The sequence below is a fragment of the Paractinoplanes brasiliensis genome, from assembly GCF_004362215.1.
GTDB lineage: Bacteria > Actinomycetota > Actinomycetes > Mycobacteriales > Micromonosporaceae > Actinoplanes > Actinoplanes brasiliensis.
The window spans coordinates 1,062,912-1,078,517 of the sequence record NZ_SNWR01000002.1 but is presented as its reverse complement, the minus strand read 5'-3'; the positions used below and the strand labels follow the sequence as shown (position 1 = coordinate 1,078,517).

21 protein-coding genes are annotated in these 15,606 nt (G+C 70.2%); 11 read left to right on the top strand and 10 right to left on the bottom strand.

Annotated features, from left to right (window positions below):
* Nucleotides 1–30: 30 nt before the first annotated feature.
* Nucleotides 31–816, top strand: a complete 786-nt coding sequence (locus tag C8E87_RS37015; protein WP_239080097.1) for a lysophospholipid acyltransferase family protein — start codon at nucleotides 31–33, stop codon at nucleotides 814–816.
* 165 nt (nucleotides 817–981) lie between these two features.
* Here C8E87_RS37015 and C8E87_RS37010 read toward each other — a convergent pair whose 3' ends face one another.
* From C8E87_RS37010 to C8E87_RS37000, 3 genes are all read right to left on the bottom strand, one after another.
* A complete protein-coding gene (locus tag C8E87_RS37010) occupies nucleotides 982–1,722 on the bottom strand; it encodes a hypothetical protein (RefSeq protein WP_133878036.1) in 741 nt (246 codons plus the stop codon).
* A 121-nt stretch (nucleotides 1,723–1,843) separates the two neighbouring features.
* Entirely contained in the window at nucleotides 1,844–2,158 is a 315-nt protein-coding gene (gene sugE / locus C8E87_RS37005; RefSeq protein WP_133878035.1) for a quaternary ammonium compound efflux SMR transporter SugE, read from the bottom strand.
* Nucleotides 2,159–2,250: 92 nt separating this feature from the next.
* A complete protein-coding gene (locus tag C8E87_RS37000) occupies nucleotides 2,251–2,970 on the bottom strand; it encodes a VOC family protein (protein ID WP_239080096.1) in 720 nt (239 codons plus the stop codon).
* Between the two features lie 73 nt (nucleotides 2,971–3,043).
* On the opposite strand from C8E87_RS37000, the gene C8E87_RS36995 reads away from it, so the two are divergent.
* Nucleotides 3,044–3,373, top strand: coding sequence for a DMT family transporter (locus C8E87_RS36995; protein ID WP_133878034.1), 330 nt, complete (start codon nucleotides 3,044–3,046; stop codon nucleotides 3,371–3,373).
* Entirely contained in the window at nucleotides 3,370–3,690 is a 321-nt protein-coding gene (locus C8E87_RS36990) for a DMT family transporter (protein WP_133878033.1), read from the top strand. Before C8E87_RS36995 ends, C8E87_RS36990 begins: the two co-directional genes overlap by 4 nt.
* Nucleotides 3,691–4,234: 544 nt before the next feature.
* Here C8E87_RS36990 and C8E87_RS36985 read toward each other — a convergent pair.
* Nucleotides 4,235–4,582: an endonuclease VII domain-containing protein gene (locus C8E87_RS36985; RefSeq protein WP_166661400.1), complete on the bottom strand. Its 348-nt coding sequence runs from the start codon at nucleotides 4,580–4,582 to the stop codon at nucleotides 4,235–4,237.
* A 234-nt stretch (nucleotides 4,583–4,816) separates the two neighbouring features.
* Between C8E87_RS36985 and C8E87_RS36980 the strand changes: the two genes are divergently transcribed.
* Nucleotides 4,817–5,773 (top strand): tyrosine-type recombinase/integrase, encoded by a 957-nt coding sequence (locus C8E87_RS36980; protein ID WP_133878031.1) that lies wholly within the window; start codon nucleotides 4,817–4,819, stop codon nucleotides 5,771–5,773.
* A 3-nt stretch (nucleotides 5,774–5,776) separates the two neighbouring features.
* Here C8E87_RS36980 and C8E87_RS36975 read toward each other — a convergent pair whose 3' ends face one another.
* Together C8E87_RS36975 and C8E87_RS36970 are read right to left on the bottom strand one after the other, a co-directional pair.
* Entirely contained in the window at nucleotides 5,777–6,214 is a 438-nt protein-coding gene (locus tag C8E87_RS36975; RefSeq protein ID WP_133878030.1) for an organic hydroperoxide resistance protein, read from the bottom strand.
* A 43-nt stretch (nucleotides 6,215–6,257) separates the two neighbouring features.
* Complete coding sequence (locus C8E87_RS36970) at nucleotides 6,258–6,680, bottom strand: MarR family winged helix-turn-helix transcriptional regulator (protein ID WP_133878029.1); 423 nt, start codon at nucleotides 6,678–6,680, stop codon at nucleotides 6,258–6,260.
* 80 nt (nucleotides 6,681–6,760) lie between these two features.
* Between C8E87_RS36970 and C8E87_RS36965 the strand changes: the two genes are divergently transcribed.
* The gene (locus C8E87_RS36965; RefSeq protein WP_133878028.1) at nucleotides 6,761–7,267 is read left to right on the top strand and encodes a GNAT family N-acetyltransferase; all 507 of its coding nucleotides are present in this window, start codon (nucleotides 6,761–6,763) and stop codon (nucleotides 7,265–7,267) included.
* Here the strand turns inward: C8E87_RS36965 and C8E87_RS36960 are convergent.
* Entirely contained in the window at nucleotides 7,264–8,037 is a 774-nt protein-coding gene (locus C8E87_RS36960) for an endonuclease/exonuclease/phosphatase family protein (protein WP_133878027.1), read from the bottom strand. The genes C8E87_RS36965 and C8E87_RS36960 overlap by 4 nt on opposite strands.
* Nucleotides 8,038–8,172: 135 nt before the next feature.
* On the opposite strand from C8E87_RS36960, the gene C8E87_RS36955 reads away from it, so the two are divergent.
* The 3 genes from C8E87_RS36955 to C8E87_RS36945 are packed head-to-tail and all read left to right on the top strand — an operon-like array spanning nucleotide 8,173 to nucleotide 10,338.
* Nucleotides 8,173–8,634 carry a heme-degrading domain-containing protein gene (locus C8E87_RS36955; protein WP_133878026.1) on the top strand — a complete coding sequence of 154 codons (462 nt, stop codon included), beginning with the start codon at nucleotides 8,173–8,175 and terminating at the stop codon, nucleotides 8,632–8,634.
* Nucleotides 8,635–8,648: 14 nt separating this feature from the next.
* Nucleotides 8,649–9,620, top strand: coding sequence for a Rossmann-fold NAD(P)-binding domain-containing protein (locus C8E87_RS36950; RefSeq protein WP_133878025.1), 972 nt, complete (start codon nucleotides 8,649–8,651; stop codon nucleotides 9,618–9,620).
* Nucleotides 9,604–10,338 carry an alpha/beta fold hydrolase gene (locus C8E87_RS36945; RefSeq protein ID WP_133878024.1) on the top strand — a complete coding sequence of 245 codons (735 nt, stop codon included), beginning with the start codon at nucleotides 9,604–9,606 and terminating at the stop codon, nucleotides 10,336–10,338. The genes C8E87_RS36950 and C8E87_RS36945 overlap by 17 nt, the downstream gene beginning before the upstream one ends.
* A 39-nt stretch (nucleotides 10,339–10,377) precedes the next feature.
* On the opposite strand, the gene C8E87_RS36940 is transcribed toward C8E87_RS36945, so the two are convergent.
* Both C8E87_RS36940 and C8E87_RS36935 read right to left on the bottom strand, forming a co-directional pair.
* Entirely contained in the window at nucleotides 10,378–11,229 is an 852-nt protein-coding gene (locus C8E87_RS36940) for a phosphotransferase (RefSeq protein ID WP_133878023.1), read from the bottom strand.
* A 70-nt stretch (nucleotides 11,230–11,299) separates the two neighbouring features.
* Nucleotides 11,300–11,893 carry a shikimate kinase gene (locus C8E87_RS36935; RefSeq protein WP_203720578.1) on the bottom strand — a complete coding sequence of 198 codons (594 nt, stop codon included), beginning with the start codon at nucleotides 11,891–11,893 and terminating at the stop codon, nucleotides 11,300–11,302.
* A 327-nt stretch (nucleotides 11,894–12,220) separates the two neighbouring features.
* Here C8E87_RS36935 and C8E87_RS46540 point away from each other — a divergent pair, with 327 nt between their 5' ends.
* Nucleotides 12,221–12,352 carry a VOC family protein gene (locus tag C8E87_RS46540; RefSeq protein WP_275409041.1) on the top strand — a complete coding sequence of 44 codons (132 nt, stop codon included), beginning with the start codon at nucleotides 12,221–12,223 and terminating at the stop codon, nucleotides 12,350–12,352.
* Between the two features lie 347 nt (nucleotides 12,353–12,699).
* The gene (locus tag C8E87_RS46020) at nucleotides 12,700–12,990 is read left to right on the top strand and encodes a hypothetical protein (protein ID WP_133878021.1); all 291 of its coding nucleotides are present in this window, start codon (nucleotides 12,700–12,702) and stop codon (nucleotides 12,988–12,990) included.
* A gap of 12 nt (nucleotides 12,991–13,002) precedes the next feature.
* Here the strand turns inward: C8E87_RS46020 and C8E87_RS36920 are convergent, their stop codons facing one another.
* A complete protein-coding gene (locus C8E87_RS36920) occupies nucleotides 13,003–14,466 on the bottom strand; it encodes an ISL3 family transposase (protein WP_275409040.1) in 1,464 nt (487 codons plus the stop codon).
* 180 nt (nucleotides 14,467–14,646) lie between these two features.
* On the opposite strand from C8E87_RS36920, the gene C8E87_RS36915 reads away from it, so the two are divergent.
* Nucleotides 14,647–15,531, top strand: a complete 885-nt coding sequence (locus C8E87_RS36915) for an alpha/beta fold hydrolase (protein ID WP_133878019.1) — start codon at nucleotides 14,647–14,649, stop codon at nucleotides 15,529–15,531.
* Nucleotides 15,532–15,606 lie beyond the last annotated feature (75 nt).

Sequence of the window (15,606 nt, the reverse complement as noted above, 5' to 3'; positions counted from 1 at the left end):
CCGGCACGGGCGTGCGATCATTGCGGCCTTATGCAAAAACCCGCACCGACGACACCGCTGATGTGGCGGTTCATGCTCGCGCTGGCCCGGATCGTGGTGTTCCCGCTGTGCCGGCTGCGCGTCACCGGGAACGTGCCCGCCGAACTGCGGCACGGCCCGCTGATCCTGGCGGCCAACCACGTCAGCCCGTTCGACCCGATCGTCATGACCGCCGCGCTGCACAAAATGCGCCTCGCCCCCAAAATCCTGGCGACCGGGGGACTGTTCGACGCGCCCATCGCCGGCGCCGCCATGCGCCGGGCCGGGCACATCCGGGTCAGCCGCGGCAGCGCCCAGGTCGCCGACGCGCTGCCCGCAGCCGTCGACGCCCTCAAGAACGGGGCGATGGTGCTCGTCTACCCCGAAGGGCGCATCGGCCTCGACCCGTGGATGTGGCCGGAACGCGGCAAAACCGGCGTCGCCCGCATGGCCGCGGCCTCCGCAGCGCCGGTGCTGCCCGTCGCCCAGTGGGGCGCCCACGCCGTGCTGCCCTACACCACCCCCGAACACCTCGCCCGGTCACTGCTGCGCGCGATGCTGCGCCGGCCCGTCGTGCACGTCCGCTTCGGCACCCCGGTCGACCTGACCGGCCTCACCGGCACCGCCGGCGCCCAAGCCATGCAAGCCACCCGCCTGATCATGGACGGCATCCACGACACCCTCATGCCCCTGCGCACCGGCGAGATGCAGACCCCGCACCACGTCGACACCACCCGCATCCACGACATGTCCCGGGTACGGCCCCGGCGCCCCGCCGACGACCGCATCACCTCGTGAACCGCCAGGCAGGCGGCCCCACTCTCGCGGCCGCTCAGGCAACCACAGCGGGCACGGCCGGGGTGCACACCCAGGACGCGCTCGCCACGAGCCAAGGACCGCGGCACCAGGGCGGATCTACGCCCCGGCCGGAAACCCTGCCCCCACCCGGCTCACACGCGGTGCCTACGGCTTCTCGCCCAACTCCGCCAGACGTGCCTCCACCTCGGCCAGCTGTTCACGTAACCGGCGTGCCTGCTCCTCGGCCTCGGCCCGCTCGGCGGCCATGATCTGCTCGACGGCCTCCTGCACACCCGGCACGTCGACCAGCGCCACCATTCGCAACGCCTCAGCCGGGCGGATCACGTACGGCTTCGCCAGGGCCTTGGAACCCTGCGAGGCGGCCACCGTCCACTCACCCTCACCGTAGGCCAGGACGACCGTCAGCGCGGGCGCCGGTTTCTGCTTCGCCGCCCGCGCCGCCGGTTTCCGAGGCGCCGGAGCCGGCGCGCCCGGGGGAGCGGAGGAAACAGGCGCAGGGGCCGTCGATGAGGAACCTGACCGCGTCGCGGCCTTCCTCGCCGGCGCGGGTTGATCGAGCACGAACACCGGACCCGCCGGCGCCGGTTCCGGCTCGGGCGCCGGCGGCGGAACAGCCTTACGCGCCACCGCACCCTTCGGCGCCACCCGCAGATCACCGGGGGAGAAGGGCAACTCGTCACGCCCGAACCGCACCGTCACCCACTCGTCGGACTCGGCCGGATCACCCAGCCCCACCACCTGCCCGATCTGCCCCGCCACCTGCCCCGCAGCCTCGGTGAACTGCACCCGCGGCTTACGCCCGGACGCCAGCCCGTCCCGGATCACCTTGAGCTCGTCGGTGCTCAGCCCCGCCATCACGACACCTTCCGCCACGCCTTCGAACATCTGTATGACTCTTCTACCAGGTGCCCCCGACAGAACCGCGAACGGCCCCACCCCCACGGCGTGTTGCCCAGCCGCGCGGCCGCCTCGTCCGGGAACGGGCCTCAGACGTGGCGAAACGCGGTCAATGGAACAGTTTGAGCCCGACCACCCCGGCCACCACCAGCAACAACGACAAGATCCGCAGCACACCCGCCGACTCGCCGAGCAACACCATCCCGGCCACCGCCGTGCCGACCGCGCCGATACCGACCCACACCGCGTAACCCGTACCGATGGGAATGCTCTTCAAGCTGTAAGCCAGCCCCGCCATGCTCAACACCAGAGCCACCACGAAGACCACGCTCGGGACCAGGCGGGTGAAACCCTGCGAACGGCCCAAAGCCAACGCCCACACCGACTCCAGAACCCCGGAAACCACCAGAACGACCCAAGCCACGGCGACGCACCACCTTCACGCGGTCGTCTTCGCCTGCCGGGTACGACACGTCCTCGTCCGGGATAGCCGCTGCTGCGGTACCACCACCCACGCTAGCAAACCCACGGCGACCGCCCCGTGACGCAATACTCCCGCCCCGCCGGATCCCGCAACGTCGTCCAGTCACCCGGCACCCGCCGCACCACCACCGCCCCCAGCTCCTCGTGCCGGCGCACCTCCGCGTCGACGTCCGAGCACGCCAGGTCCACATGCACACCCGCCGGCCCCGCCCCGATCCGCTGCAGCAGCAACTTCAACGGCATCCCGTCACCACGCGCCAGATGCTCGAACTGCGGCAGATCCGACGGCCGCCGCTCCCACCCGGTCACCGCCGACCAGAACACCGCCTCACGATCAAAAACACTCCCCGGTACGTCGACACACAGCTGATCAACCGCACTGGCCTGCCCGCCCGGCCACGTCACCGGCTGCGGCCGCACCGACTCACCGGCCCAGCCCACCAGGCAGAACACCACCCCGGCGGGGGAGCGCAACACCACCAGACCGTCCTCGGCCGACACCACCGAAGCCCCCAGACCCACCACCTCGGCCGCCGCCGCCCCCACATCGTCCACATGCAGATCCACATGCGCCCGCGGGGGAGCACCCCGCAAAACCTGCACCCGCAGATACGCGTCCCCGGCCGCCGGCGCCAACGTCGCGAAGTCCCCCCGCCGCGGCGACAACACCGTGCCCGTCACCGCCACCCAGAACCCCTCCACATCCGCCGACGGCGAATCCAGGAACCCCGTGACCCACCGCACCTCCACCATCCGCCCCCTTGCGTAAACACCACCGGCCGACAGGGTAGAAACCAACAGCACCACGCCCCCGAGGAGCCCCCGCATGAAGTGGCCCACCCTGGCCGCCGCCATCACGTCCGAAGTCACCGCCAGCCTCGCCCTGCGCGCCGCCGTCGACCACCCCGCCTGGTACATCCTCGTCGTCGCCGGCTACAGCCTGTCCTTCGTGCTCCTGTCCGCCGTCCTGCGCCTCGGCATGCCCATCGGCGTCGCCTACGGCATCTGGGCCGCCACCGGCGTCGCCCTCACCGCCCTGCTCGCCGCCGCCATCTTCGGCGACCCCCTCACCTGGATCATGGGCGCCGGCTTCGCCGCCATCATCGGCGGCGTCCTCATGATCGAACTCGGTTCCCGGGAACAGGCCACCCCATGAGATGGCTCTTCCTCGCCCTGGCCATCACCCTCGAAATCAGCGCCACCATGGCCCTGCGCATCTCCGACGGCCTCCGCAACAAAAAATGGCTCGCCCCCATCCTCGCCGGCTACGCCCTGTCGTTCACCATGCTGTCGTTCTCCCTGCAAGCAGGCATGCCCCTCGGCATCGCGTACGGCATCTGGTCAGCCATCGGCATCGCCGGCACCGCCGTCATCGCCCGAGCCGCCTTCAACGACCCCCTCACCAAAACCATGAGCGCCGGCATCGTCCTGGTCATCACCGGCGTCCTGCTCGTCGAACTCGGCAGCCACTGACCCCCCGATCCGCCGGGCCGCCGGCACACTGCCGCTCAGTTCCGCGGCCCGGCGTTGCCCCCGGTCACCGACCTGCCCGACACCACCGAACACCTGACCGCCCGCGGCACCGGCCACCGTCGGCGCGCTCGAACAGCACCAGTAGGACGCCACACGCGAACCGCTGACCGCGAGCCGCCGATCCCGGGAGACAGGCCGGCCCGGCACCACACCGAAACGCCTCACCCTGGGCTCCGAGCCCTTTCAGCCCGGGAACCTGACCGTGGACGGCGACGGGGCGGGCCGGGGGAGAATCCGCGTAGGAGGATCCGGCCGGCCGGCCCCGCCGACACCCCACGATCACGCACATCGGACACGAGACGTGGCCACCGAGGCACGCGTTCGCCGGCCCCGGCCACATCGGGCCGGACGTCGACCACACCACAGCGGTCCCGGTCGGCCGTCCGAAGAAGTACTCGGGCGTGTGTCGTTGAGAAAGGACGGCCCGGCAACGTCTGGCTCGTCGTTCCATCGACCAAATCCCAGGTCGGTAAGACCGATTATGTTAACCTGAGAGCGAGCGGAGGTAGGCGACACACCCTTCGAGTAGCTCAGGATCGTCCTTGGCCGTGCCGATAACGCGGTTACAGCGAGAGCACAACAGCCCGCGCACCTTCATCGTGTCGTGGCAGTGATCGACCTGCAGCGGCAACGCGATTGCTTTCGTGCCGTCCTGTCGAAGCCGGCCACCGCTACGGGACACATCGATCTCGCTCTCGTGCGCCCCGCATGCTGCACATCGGTAGCCCTGGGCCGCGCGCAGCTCCTCATAGTCGGCGAGGCGCATCCGGTAGTGCCGCCACAAGTTGGCTTTGCGGTTGATCTCTGGCTCCTCCGACCGCTTCTTGCGCATGTACGCAGCATTGATCTTGCGTCGGCACTCCCGGCACAGAGCATCAGGTTTACCCGCACCCCACCCGAACTCTGCGTGCGGTTTCGACTCCCCGCAGCCGCGTTCCGGTGAACAGATCCTCGTAGGAATGTTCTTGAGCCGCCCTGGCTTGGCGTTGTGCGTCGGCATGACCAATGATGCACACATCCAACGTACCTACATAAGTTTGTATGCACATCATGTATAGTGTCGCATATGCATGAAAAACATGATGTTCCGGTCCTTGGTCTTGTTCAAGAGTTTTTGGCGGCGCGGGCCACGCGGAAGCCCTCGGTGCACACGCTCAAGGCGTACGAGCGGGATCTGACCTTGGTTGTCGGCCTGATGGACAAAGAAGCCGTCACTCTCGGTGACCTCTCCCCCCGCCTGCTGCGAGCAGCCTTCGCCCGTTTCGCGAGCACCCGGGCTCCGGCGTCGGTGGCGCGGGCGTGGACGAGCTGGAACGCGTTCTTCACGTTCCTGGTGACCGAGCAGGTGGTCCCCGGCAATCCGATGTCGGCGGTGGACAAGCCGCGTCCGGCGCCCCACTCCCCTAAGCCGTTGCGTGGTGAGGACACTCCCGAGCAGCTGTTGCGGGCGGTCAGCGCCAGGGATGACCGGCAGCGTGATCCGTGGCCGGAGCGGGATGTGGCGGTGCTGGCGCTGGCCCTGTGTGCGGGTTTGCGGTTGTCGGAGTTGCTGGCGCTGCGGGTGGGTTCGTTCCACGGGCGTCCGGGTGAGCGGCGGGTGGACGTGGCCGGTAAGGGTGGGCGGCCGCGGACGGTGCCGGTGGAGCCGGAGCTGGACGCGGTGGTGCAGCGGTATGTGGACAGCCGGCGGGTGCGGTTCGGGCGAGCGCGCGCGGATGAGGCGTTGCTGGTGGACCGTAAGGGCGCGCCGTTGCAGCGTGGGGGTTTGCAGTATTTGGTGAGTTCGTGTTTCCGGCGGGCCGGGATCAACGAGCGGGTGCCGCGGGGTGCGCAGTTGCATGCTTTGCGGCACACGTTCGCGACGCGGCTGGCGGAGGACGGGGCGAACGCGAGCGAGATCATGCGGTTGCTGGGGCATGCGTCGTTGGCGACGTCGCAGAACTACATCGAGGTGACGGCGGAGCAGCAACGCGCGGCCGTACGGGCGAACCGTACGAACCGCGCGTTGGGCGAGTTGGTGTAGCGGTCAGGCGACGGAGAGTTTGACTTCGATGTTGCCGCGGGTGGCGTTGCTGTAGGGGCAGACCTGGTGGGCGGCTTCGAGCAGTTCGAGGGCGGTGGTGTCGTCGACGCCGGCGAGTTCGGCTTCGATGGTGGCGGCGAGCTGGAAGCCGGGGGTGCCGTCGGCTTTGGGGCCGATGCTGACGTCGACGGTGATGGCGGTGTCGGTGAGGGTGACTTTCCGGTTGCGGGCGACGAGTTTGAGGGCGCCGTGGAAGCAGGCGGCGTAGCCGGCGGCGAAGAGTTGTTCGGGGTTGCTGAGGGCGCCGCCGGGGCCGCCCATTTCCTTGGGGACGGCGAGGTCGAGGTCGAGGACGCCGTCGCTGGAGCGGACGTGGCCGTTGCGGCCGTCGCCGGAGGCGGTGGCGGATGCGGTGGCGGATGCGGTGTAGAGCGCGGACATGGCAGGTCCTTTCGGTGGGTGCCGCGGGGTGCGGCCGGGAAGATCAGTGGGCGCCGCGGACGCGGCCGAGCAGGTGGATGAGCTGGTGGAATTCGTCTTCGGTCAGGTTCACGGCGCAGGCGATGCGTTCGGGCAGGTCGGCGAGGTCGTCGCGGAGGCGCATCGCGGAGGCGGCCGGGGTGACGGTGACGGTGCGTTCGTCGGTGTTGCCGCGGGTGCGGGTGACGTGGCCGGCGGTTTCGAGGCGTTTGAGCAGGGGCGAGAGGGTGCCGCTGTCGAGGTGCAGCTGCCGGCCGAGGTCGCGGACGGTGGTGGGGCCGTTTTCCCAGAGGGCGACGAGGACGAGTAGTTGCGGGTAGGTGAGGCCGTGGGGTTCGAGCAGGGGGCGGTAGATGGCCGTCATCGCGCGGCTGGCCGCGTAGAGCTGGAAGCAGACCATCTGCTCGAGCGCGGTGGAGGTGACCATGACATGGACGGTAGTGCGCAATTAGATTGTGCGCAACCGGTGTGTGGCGTTGATCGCAACTCTGTGTGATCCTTGCCGGCGTGCCGGACATCCGTTTCGTACAGCTCTCCCCCGCCGCGCTGACGGCGTTGATCAGTGGTGACCTGGTCGCGGCCAGCACGGCCGCGGGTGCTCCCCTGAGTCAGTTTCTCGTGGAGGAGGCCTGGTTGTGGCGTATCCGCCTGGCCGACATCGACACCGATCCGGCCGCCGCGGAATGGATCGCGCGGGCCGCTGTCGCCGAGCCGGAGGGTGTAACTGTCGGTCACGCAGGGTTCCACGGGCCGCCGGACGCCGACGGTGTGGTCGAGGTGGCGTACTCGGTGGATCCTCAGCACCGGCGCAAGGGGTACGCCAAGGCGATGCTGCGCTCGCTGCTGGAGCGCGCGGACGCCGATCCGCGGGTGACGGCCGTACGGGCGAGCATCCGGCCCGACAACACCGGGTCACGGGCCACGATCGCCGGGTTCGGTTTCCGCAAGGTCGGTGAGCAGTGGGACCCGGAGGACGGCCTGGAGGACGTGTACCTGCGGGTGAAGAAGGCTTAACGGTCGAGCTGGACGACCAGGGGCAGGTGGTCGGAGACGGGCGGGCGGGACGTGGCGACCTGCACGACCCGGCCGAGCCGGTCGAGGCCGCGGGGGTCGGCCAGGATGTGGTCGAGTTGGGCGCGGGGCATGGGGCTGGGGAAGGTCGCGGCCCGCCCGAGGGGCCGCCAGCCGCTGACGGCGCGTACGGGCCGGGCCGGCATGTTGAGGTCGCCGAGCAGAACCCTGGGCGCGGGCAGGGCGCGCAGGGTCCGTACGGCGTGACGTAGTTGCCGCAGGTTCCAGCCGGGCACGAACGACAGGTGGGTGGTGGCCACCGTCAGCGGCCCGCGGGGGGTGTCGAGGACGGCGGCGAGCAGCACGCGGGGTTCGTCCTTGAGCAGCCGCAGCCCGTTGTCGGGGTCGTAGATGGGTGAGCGCATGGGCGCGCCGGGCAGGGCGGTGATCTGCCAGGTGGTGACGGGGTAGCGGCTGACCAGGGCGATGCCGTAGAGGGGGTGTGCGTTGTCGTCGTCGCTGCGCCAGGGCTGCCACTGCTCCCCCGGTGTGCCGACGACGGCGGCGGCGAAGCGGTGGACCTGGGCGCCGAGGGCGTCGGCGGCGATGGCGGTGAGGTCGAGCAGGCCGCTGCGGGGCTGGGCCTTGTCGACCTCCTGCAGGCCGAGGACGTCGGCGTCGAGGTCGGCGATCGCTGAGGCGACCCGGTCGGCGTGTACCGTGCCGTCGGACAGCGATCGTCCGTGCAGCAGGTTGAAGGTGGCCAGGCGCACGAGATACGACCTTAGCCAAGTCGGAGGCGGGTGTGTTCATCAGAGCGTTGTGCTGCTCGGTGCTGATTTTCGTGGCGGTGGCCGCGCTGGGGATGTGGCTGCGGCGGCGGCGTGACCGGTGACGATAATGCGAGCATGACTCAGGATCTGATCGCCGAGCTGGAGGCCCAGGAGGCCGAGCTCGAGCTGACCCGTTTCGACAACGCCGACGCGTGGCGGCTGGGCAGCCTGCTGGTGGAACTGGCCTCGCAGCGGTCGCTGCCGGTGGCGATCGACATCCGGCGCGGCGCGCAGCAGCTGTTCCACGCCGCGCTGGCGGGCAGTGTGGCCGACAACGACCGGTGGATCGAGCGCAAGGTGCGGGTGGTGGAGCGGTACGGCGCCTCGTCGTTCCTGGTGGGCCGGCGTCTGGCCGCCAAGGGGCAGGAGCTGGACGCGGGCATGGGCGTGGACCCGGCCGACTACGCGGCGCACGGCGGGGCGTTCCCGATCCGGATCCGTGACGTCGGGGTGGTCGCGGTGGTGACGGTGTCGGGGCTGCCGCAGGCCGAGGATCACGCGCTGGTCGTGGAGGCTTTGCGGGCGTTCCGCCCGTAGGGCAGGGTCGCGGTATGAGAGTGCTGATCCTGGGCGGTTCCGGGTTCGTCGGGCGGGCAGTCGCCGACGAGGCCGTGCGCCGTGGCGACGACGTGACCGTGTTCAACCGGGGAACCAAGGCCCTCCCGTACGGGGTGAGGGCGCTGACCGGTGACCGTCTCGGTGACCTGGGCGTGTTGCGGACGGGCACGTGGGACACGGTGGTGGACACCTGGTCGGCGCGGGGTGACGCGGTGCGGCGTACGGCGGAGCTGCTCAGCGGCCGGGCCGGGCACTACGCGTACGTGTCGAGCCGGTCGGTGTACGCGGGAACCGGCCACGGCAAGGCCGAGCAGGCGCCGCTGGTCGGCCCGGACGACGACGGGTACGCCGGGGACAAGCTGCGCGGGGAGCTGGGCGCGGCCGTGTTCGACGGTCCGGTGCTGCTCGCCCGGGCGGGGCTGATCCTGGGCCCGTACGAGGATGTGGGCCGGCTGCCGTGGTGGCTGAACCGGCTCGCCCGCGGTGGGCCGACCCTGGCGCCGGGGCCGCGGGACCTGGGGTTGCAGTACATCGACGCCCGGGACCTGGCCGTCTTCCTGCTGGACACGGCGGCGCGGCGGGTCGCGGGGGCGTTCGACCTGGTCAGCCGGCCCGGGCACACCACCATGGGTGAGCTGCTCGACATCGGCAACGAGGTCACCGGCGGGCGGGCGCTGCTGCGCTGGGTGGACCCGGCGGTGATCGAGGCGGCGGGGATCGAGCCGTGGACCCAGCTGCCGATCTACCTGCCGCCCGGCGATCTGCACACGTTCCTGCACCAGGGCGACGTGTCCAAGGCGTACGGGGAAGGCCTGGTGTGCCGGCCGGTGCGCGAGACCGTCGAGGACACGTGGGCGTGGCTGCGGGGGTTGCCCGAAGGGGCGCCGCAACGTGCGGACCGGCCCCGGGTCGGCCTGGACCCGCAGATCGAGCAGAAGGTGCTGGCCGGTGACTTTGGCGCATGACGTTCACGGGTCCGGGCCCGAGGTGCTGCTGCTGCATTCCACGGTGGGTGACCGCCGCATGTGGGACCCGCAGATCGGCCGGTTGGGGGCGCGCCGGGTGATCCGTTGTGACCTGCCCGGGTACGGGGAGTCGCCGGTTGCGGCGGAGCCCGCCGACGTGGCCGCGCTGGTGCTCGAGCTGGCCGGGCCGCAACCGGTGGCGCTGATCGGGTCGTCCGGCGGCGGGCAGGTGGCGCTGGAGATCGCCGCGCGGTGGCCGGCCCGGGTGCGGGGCCTGGCCCTGCTGTGCGCGGCGGCGCCCTCGCTGGAGCCGTCGCCGCGGTTGCGGGCGATGTGGGAGCAGGAGGAAACGCTGCTGGAGGCCGGGGACGTCGAAGCCGCCACGGAGCTGATGGTCCGGTCGTGGGTGGGGCCGCGCGCCACCGGCGAGACCCGCGCCCTGGTGCGGCGGATGCAGCAGCACGCGTACGAGGTGCAACTGGCCGCCGCGGACGTCGACGACCTCGACACGGGCTGGTCGGTGGACACCGTCGCCGCGCCGGTGCTGCTGGTCACCGGGGCGCACGACCTGCCCGACTTCCACGACGTCGCCGCGGGCCTGGCCGCCCGGTTGCCGCGGGCCCGGCACGTGGAGCTGGACTGGGCGGGGCACCTGCCCAGCCTGGAGGACCCGGAACCGGTCAACCGGCTGCTGCGCGACTTCCTCGACTCGGTCTAGCGGCCCGGGACCGGGTCTCGGCTTCTGCTTCCCGGCGGCTCAGCGGAACCCCGCCTCGGCCACGTCGAGCCAATGCTCCACGGTGGCCTCGTCGTGGTGCCGGATCGACCAGTCGACCATGCGCAGGCTCATGTGCGCCCAGTACGCGTCGAACCGCCGGTCGGAGATCACGGCCAGGCGCTGGTCGACCGGGGCGAGCAGGTCCGGGTACACCCCGGCCAGCACGAACCGCAACGTGACCAGGTCGAAGTGGCGGTCGCCGCGGGTCGCGCCGTCCCAGTCGATCAGCCCGGTGACCCGGCCCTGCGCGTCGACCAGCACGTTGCCGGGGTGGTAGTCCATGTGCACCAGGTCGTCGCCGACCATCACCGAGCCCGCGGCGCCGACCTCGTGGACCCGCGCGAGCAGGGCCGCCGTGCGGGCCGAGTGCTCGGCCAACGGCTGATGCAGGCAGAACCCGGGGCCGTCACCGGTCAGGTACAGCTCGGCCGGTTTCGGGGCGGGCACGTCGGCCAGCAACCCGGCCAGCCGGTCGTTGAGGGTGAGCATCTGCCGCACCAGATGCGTGTCGGGCCGCTGCGGAGGTGCGCCGGGCAGGCGCTGCTGCACGATGACGCGGCGCCCGTCGACGTGGGCGGCGAGCTCGTGGCGGGCGGTGGGCACCCCGGCCTGGCGGGCCCGGTCGACCAGGGGGCCGCTGCGGGAACGGCCCTCGGTCAGCACCGAACGGCGCCCGTCGGGCCAGCGCACGTACGCGGCGCCGACCTCACCGCCGGGGGCCGGGCCCTCCAGTTCCAGCCGCACCCCGGTGATCTCGGCGATGCGTTCGAGGATGTGGGCGGCGTCCAGACGCGCCGATCGTGGCCAGGCACGGTGGACGGCTTCAGTCACTTCGGCCCCCGCCCGGTGACAGCAAACGCATAGCGAGCCGACCTTACCGCCCCGACGTCACCCGTTGGTGTCACAGATCCGTCAGTTTCTCCACCCGTACGGTCAGCTCGTCCACGGTCATCCCCGGCTGCACGTCGACGGTGGCCAGCCCCAGGGCGCGGGTCTCGGCGCGCAGCCGCTCGGTGAACAACCGGTCCCGTTCCAGCAGGTTCGCCAGCGCACGCGGCGGGTCGGAGGTCCGCGACGCGATCTGCCACGTCGACCCGCGACTGTCGAACGCTGCCCGCCGGAACTGCGATGCGGGCAGCAGCCACACCGCGCGGGCCGGGCGGGGCACCAGCGCGGGCAGCAACCGGAACCCCTCGGCGATCACGGGTTTCGGGTGGCGGGCGAGGTCGTCGAGGATCAGGTCGAAGCCTTCGCCGCGGAACCAGTGGAAAGTCTCCAGCATGACCTCGGGCGGGCGCAGCCACCGCTCGTCCATGGACATGCGCAGGAACGCCGCCAGATGCGGGCTGCTGACCGGGTCGCAGCGCGCCGCGTGGCCGGCCATCACCGCGTCGGTGTCGTACAGGTGCAGGCCGTGTTTCGCGGCGAGCCGCCGGGCGACGGTGGACTTGCCCGCGCCGCTGCCACCGCCGACCCAGATGACGTCGTCTGCCACGCGTACCGACACTACGCGGTATGAGCGAGATCCCCGCGCGGCTGTCCGTCGTGACCCTCGGAGCCCGTGATCTTCCCGCCCTGCGCGCCTTCTACGGCCGGCTCGGCTGGCGTGAGCGGGACGGCTCGAGCGACGAGTTCTGCTCGTACCTGCTGGGCGGGGTGCTGCTGGCGCTGTACCCCCTCGACGAGCTGGCCGCCGAGGCCGTCCCCGGCCCGCCCGGCCGGCCAGGCGCCTGGAACGGCGTCACCCTGGCCTGCAACGTGGACACCCGCGACGACGTCGACCCCGCGCCTCCGGGCTGCCCTGATCGCCGGCGCCACCGCGGTGGCCGAACCGGTCGACCGGCCGTGGGGCGGGCGTTCCGGCTACATCGCCGACCCCGAGGGCACCCGCTGGGAGATCGTCTGGAACGGCGGGGCCACGTTCGACGACCGCGGTGCGCTGCTCACCTTCTAGAGAGGGCCGGCTCGGCGCGGGCCCGCCGCCGTCCCCGGTGGTGGCTGACCGGCAACGCACCCGCCACCGGCGGCGTCGCCTGCAGAGTCACAGCTCGACGACTGCGGGGAAATCGAGACCGGGCCAGAACTCCCCCGCCGTCGCGCCTGCGGCCAGCAGGTCAGGGCCATGCCGTGGGCGCCGGCCACCAGCGGACGGCCACCGGTGAGCGCCGCGTGGCGGATCAGGGCCGCGTCGGACCGCGCCACCACCGACGAGTGCGGCTCCTGGCTCTGCTCGCGAGTTGTGGGCTCTGGCGCGAACACCGTGATTGATCTTGTGCGGGCGGGCGCGGTTATCGTGGTGCGGTGATCGACCTCCAGGTGCGCCGAGAGTCCCGCCAGATCGTGGCGCGTGCGCGTGGCTTCGAGTGGACTCAAGAGCTCATCGACCTCGATCCCGCAGCGTTTCCGATGGTCGCTGGGCTCTGTGCCTACCTCGACACGGTTTTCAACCAGCGCCAGATTCCCATCCTGCTGGCGGAGTTGGAGCGGCTCCCAACTGGGGTGATCCCTGAACCCGCCCGTGCCGAGGTCCGCCGGCTCGCGGCTCTGGTCGAGGAAGGTCAACATCTGTACTTGTGGTTCTGCGGCGACTGATCGGATGAACTCTTACTCGGCGACCAGAATCCGTTTACGGAGAAGATCGAATCCCGCTCGGCCATACATCTGACGCTTGATCATCTTGATCCGGTTGACGTTGCCCTCGACCGGGCCGGAGCTGAAGGGCAGGCTCAGCCCGGCGGTGACCGCGGCGAGGTCGGCGGTGAGGCCGCCAGCGAAGCGGCTGACTCCGGGTAGCGCGGCTTGTTCGGCCGCGGTGATCCACGCGGGGAGCCGTTCGCCGTGCAGGTGGGTCATCATGTCGGCGAACGAGCGCACCAGATCGACAGCGGAACGCAGCTCGGGGCACCGGTCGAGAATGCTCTGGAGCTGCTCGGCGTCGCGGCTGACGAGGTTGTCCGGATGCCGGCAGATCCAGCCGGTCACCTGCCGCACCGAGAGTGGGCGGGGCACTCTGGCCAGATCAGGTTTGCTGCGGTACTGCTCGACGAACTTGCGGACGATCTGGTAGTTGCCCATGAAACCCTGCACGGCGATCCCTCGATAGAGGACGCTGCCCTTGAGGCAGCCCTCACCGATGCGCCGGGCCAGGTAGGGCCTGAACGGATCGACCAGGCTCGGTCTGGGTTTCTGCCCGACCACCAGTTCCTGCCAGGTTGCGGCGTGGGCGTACTTGGATACCGTCCGGTGCGACCAGCCGAGATGTCGGGCGATCTGCCGGAAGCCAGCACCCTGTGCCAGCAGTTCGTGGACCAGGGCGTGATGGGCTCGGCGGCGTTCGGCCATCGCCCCGGTCGGCTCGGCAGTCTCCGTCTCGTCGGGCTCATCGAGAGTCGTGTCGGCGGGCTCGGCCAGACAGCTCTTATGCCGGGCGACGCACTTCTCCACGGCTGCGGCCAGGTTCTGCCAGAGGTGGAAGCGGTCCGCGACTTGTACCGCTTCCGGTGCCGCGCTGCGAGCTGCCTCCGCGTATGCCGAAGCCCGGTCCCGGCAGATCACCGCCGGCTTCGTGTGCTCCTGCAGCCAGGCCATCACTGGCTCGGCATCGCGTCCCACCAGTACATCCACGACTTTGCGCGTCTCGCAGTCGATCAGCACGGTGCCGTAGTTGTGTCCACGCTTGATTGCGAAATCGTCGACCCCGAGCACCGCGATGTCACCGACAGGCGGGTCGGGCAACGCGCGGACCAGGCGAAGAAGACGATCTCTTCCGGTCGCCACGCCCAACGTCCTGGCCAACCGGGCACCTGCCCGGCCGGCGAGCGCGAGTCCGATCGTCGCCAGCATCCGCCGGAGCCCTTCGCTCATGCGTGACCAGCGGCGAGTCAGGCCGTCGACCTGCTCGACGAAGGTCTTGCTCCGGCATTCGGGGTTATCGCAGAAGAATCGTCGCACTTTCAGCACGATCCGCACCCGCCGCCCAGCCATCGGCGCATCGCTCAACATCCGCCGATACCGCGAATGCAGAGCCCGAAACTCGCGGACATCGAATCCATACGATCGAGCGTCCACCTTCCGTGGTGTCGAAACAGGTGGATAAATCCCACGTCAGCGCCAGTCAGTTGGCTGTCAGGACAAGTCCCGGCTGGCAGTGAGGGATCGCCTGTATGCCTCCCAGAGTTCGTCTCCAGGGAGGGTGCGTTCGACCGCGCCACCATGATCCTGATCGGTAACCCGGGTTAGGGTGCGCCCATGAGCTTCGGGAAAGAGGCGAACCTGACGCTGTCCGACGGCCGAGCAATCGACTATCTCGATGCCGGCGATCCATCTGGACGTCCGATCTTCTTCCAACCCGGAAGCCCGAACACTCGGATCATGGGCAAGCTGTGGCATCCGGCGGCGCTGGTTGCAGGAGTCAGGCTTATCAGTGTGAGCAGGCCCGGCTATGGCGGGTCGACCGCGATCAGGCATCAGCCCATGCTGTCGACAGTAGGCCGCGACCTCGCCGAACTCGCCACCTTGCTCGGGCTTGACGAGTATGCCGTGATCGGCTCATCGGGAGGCGGACCTTACGCGGTGGCGGCCGCAGCCATCGACTCCCTGCGGGTGCGCGCCGTGGGCGTAGTTGCCGGCACCGGACCTTGGCGGGAACTCGCCGACCCATCGTCAGAGCCAGAGGAACGGGCGGTTCTGGCGTTGTTGGATAGAGGAGACCTGGCCGGTGCCCGAGCAGGCATGCGTCACCTTGTTGAGAACGTCTGGCAAGCGGACCTGCGCAGGCTCGACGGCGAGGCCCGCCTGAATGCGTGGCTCGGCGACGATCCGTTGGCCGCCGACGAAGCGTACCGAGCCATCATGGCCGACGCCCTGAGCGCGATCGTGGAAGGCACCGAAGGTGTGATCTTCGACGGGCTCGCTCACGGCGCCGGCTGGGACATCGATTTGCAGGCGGTACACGCTCCGGTCCTGCTCTGGTACGGAGGCGCGGATGAAAGCTGTCCCGTGACATACGGGCGCTGGTACGCCGAACAGATCACCCGCGCCAACCTCGTAGTCTTCTCCGAAGAGGATCACCTCGCCGTCGGTGATTCACACCGACCCGAGGTGCTGGCGGCCGTACTCGAGGCTTGGCAATAGCAACACATCCGCCGTCGAAGGCGGCAAGGCAGGCAACCTGGAACCAACCGCGAGCCGGACCGCGCGCCGCGTCGC

What these genes read in the sequence shown, in the direction of transcription:
- C8E87_RS36955 (WP_133878026.1), top strand. Translation starts at nt 8,173, where the DNA reads ATGACTCAGGATCTGATCGCCGAGCTGGAGGCCCAGGAGGCCGAGCTC.
- C8E87_RS36985 (WP_166661400.1), bottom strand. Translation starts at nt 4,582, where the DNA reads ATGCGCAAGAAGCGGTCGGAGGAGCCAGAGATCAACCGCAAAGCCAAC.
- C8E87_RS36970 (WP_133878029.1), bottom strand. Translation starts at nt 6,680, where the DNA reads ATGGTCACCTCCACCGCGCTCGAGCAGATGGTCTGCTTCCAGCTCTAC.
- C8E87_RS36995 (WP_133878034.1), top strand. Translation starts at nt 3,044, where the DNA reads ATGAAGTGGCCCACCCTGGCCGCCGCCATCACGTCCGAAGTCACCGCC.
- C8E87_RS37010 (WP_133878036.1), bottom strand. Translation starts at nt 1,722, where the DNA reads ATGTTCGAAGGCGTGGCGGAAGGTGTCGTGATGGCGGGGCTGAGCACC.
- C8E87_RS37015 (WP_239080097.1), top strand. Translation starts at nt 31, where the DNA reads ATGCAAAAACCCGCACCGACGACACCGCTGATGTGGCGGTTCATGCTC.
- C8E87_RS36950 (WP_133878025.1), top strand. Translation starts at nt 8,649, where the DNA reads ATGAGAGTGCTGATCCTGGGCGGTTCCGGGTTCGTCGGGCGGGCAGTC.
- C8E87_RS37000 (WP_239080096.1), bottom strand. Translation starts at nt 2,970, where the DNA reads ATGGTGGAGGTGCGGTGGGTCACGGGGTTCCTGGATTCGCCGTCGGCG.
- C8E87_RS36975 (WP_133878030.1), bottom strand. Translation starts at nt 6,214, where the DNA reads ATGTCCGCGCTCTACACCGCATCCGCCACCGCATCCGCCACCGCCTCC.
- C8E87_RS36980 (WP_133878031.1), top strand. Translation starts at nt 4,817, where the DNA reads ATGCATGAAAAACATGATGTTCCGGTCCTTGGTCTTGTTCAAGAGTTT.
- C8E87_RS36915 (WP_133878019.1), top strand. Translation starts at nt 14,647, where the DNA reads ATGAGCTTCGGGAAAGAGGCGAACCTGACGCTGTCCGACGGCCGAGCA.
- C8E87_RS36990 (WP_133878033.1), top strand. Translation starts at nt 3,370, where the DNA reads ATGAGATGGCTCTTCCTCGCCCTGGCCATCACCCTCGAAATCAGCGCC.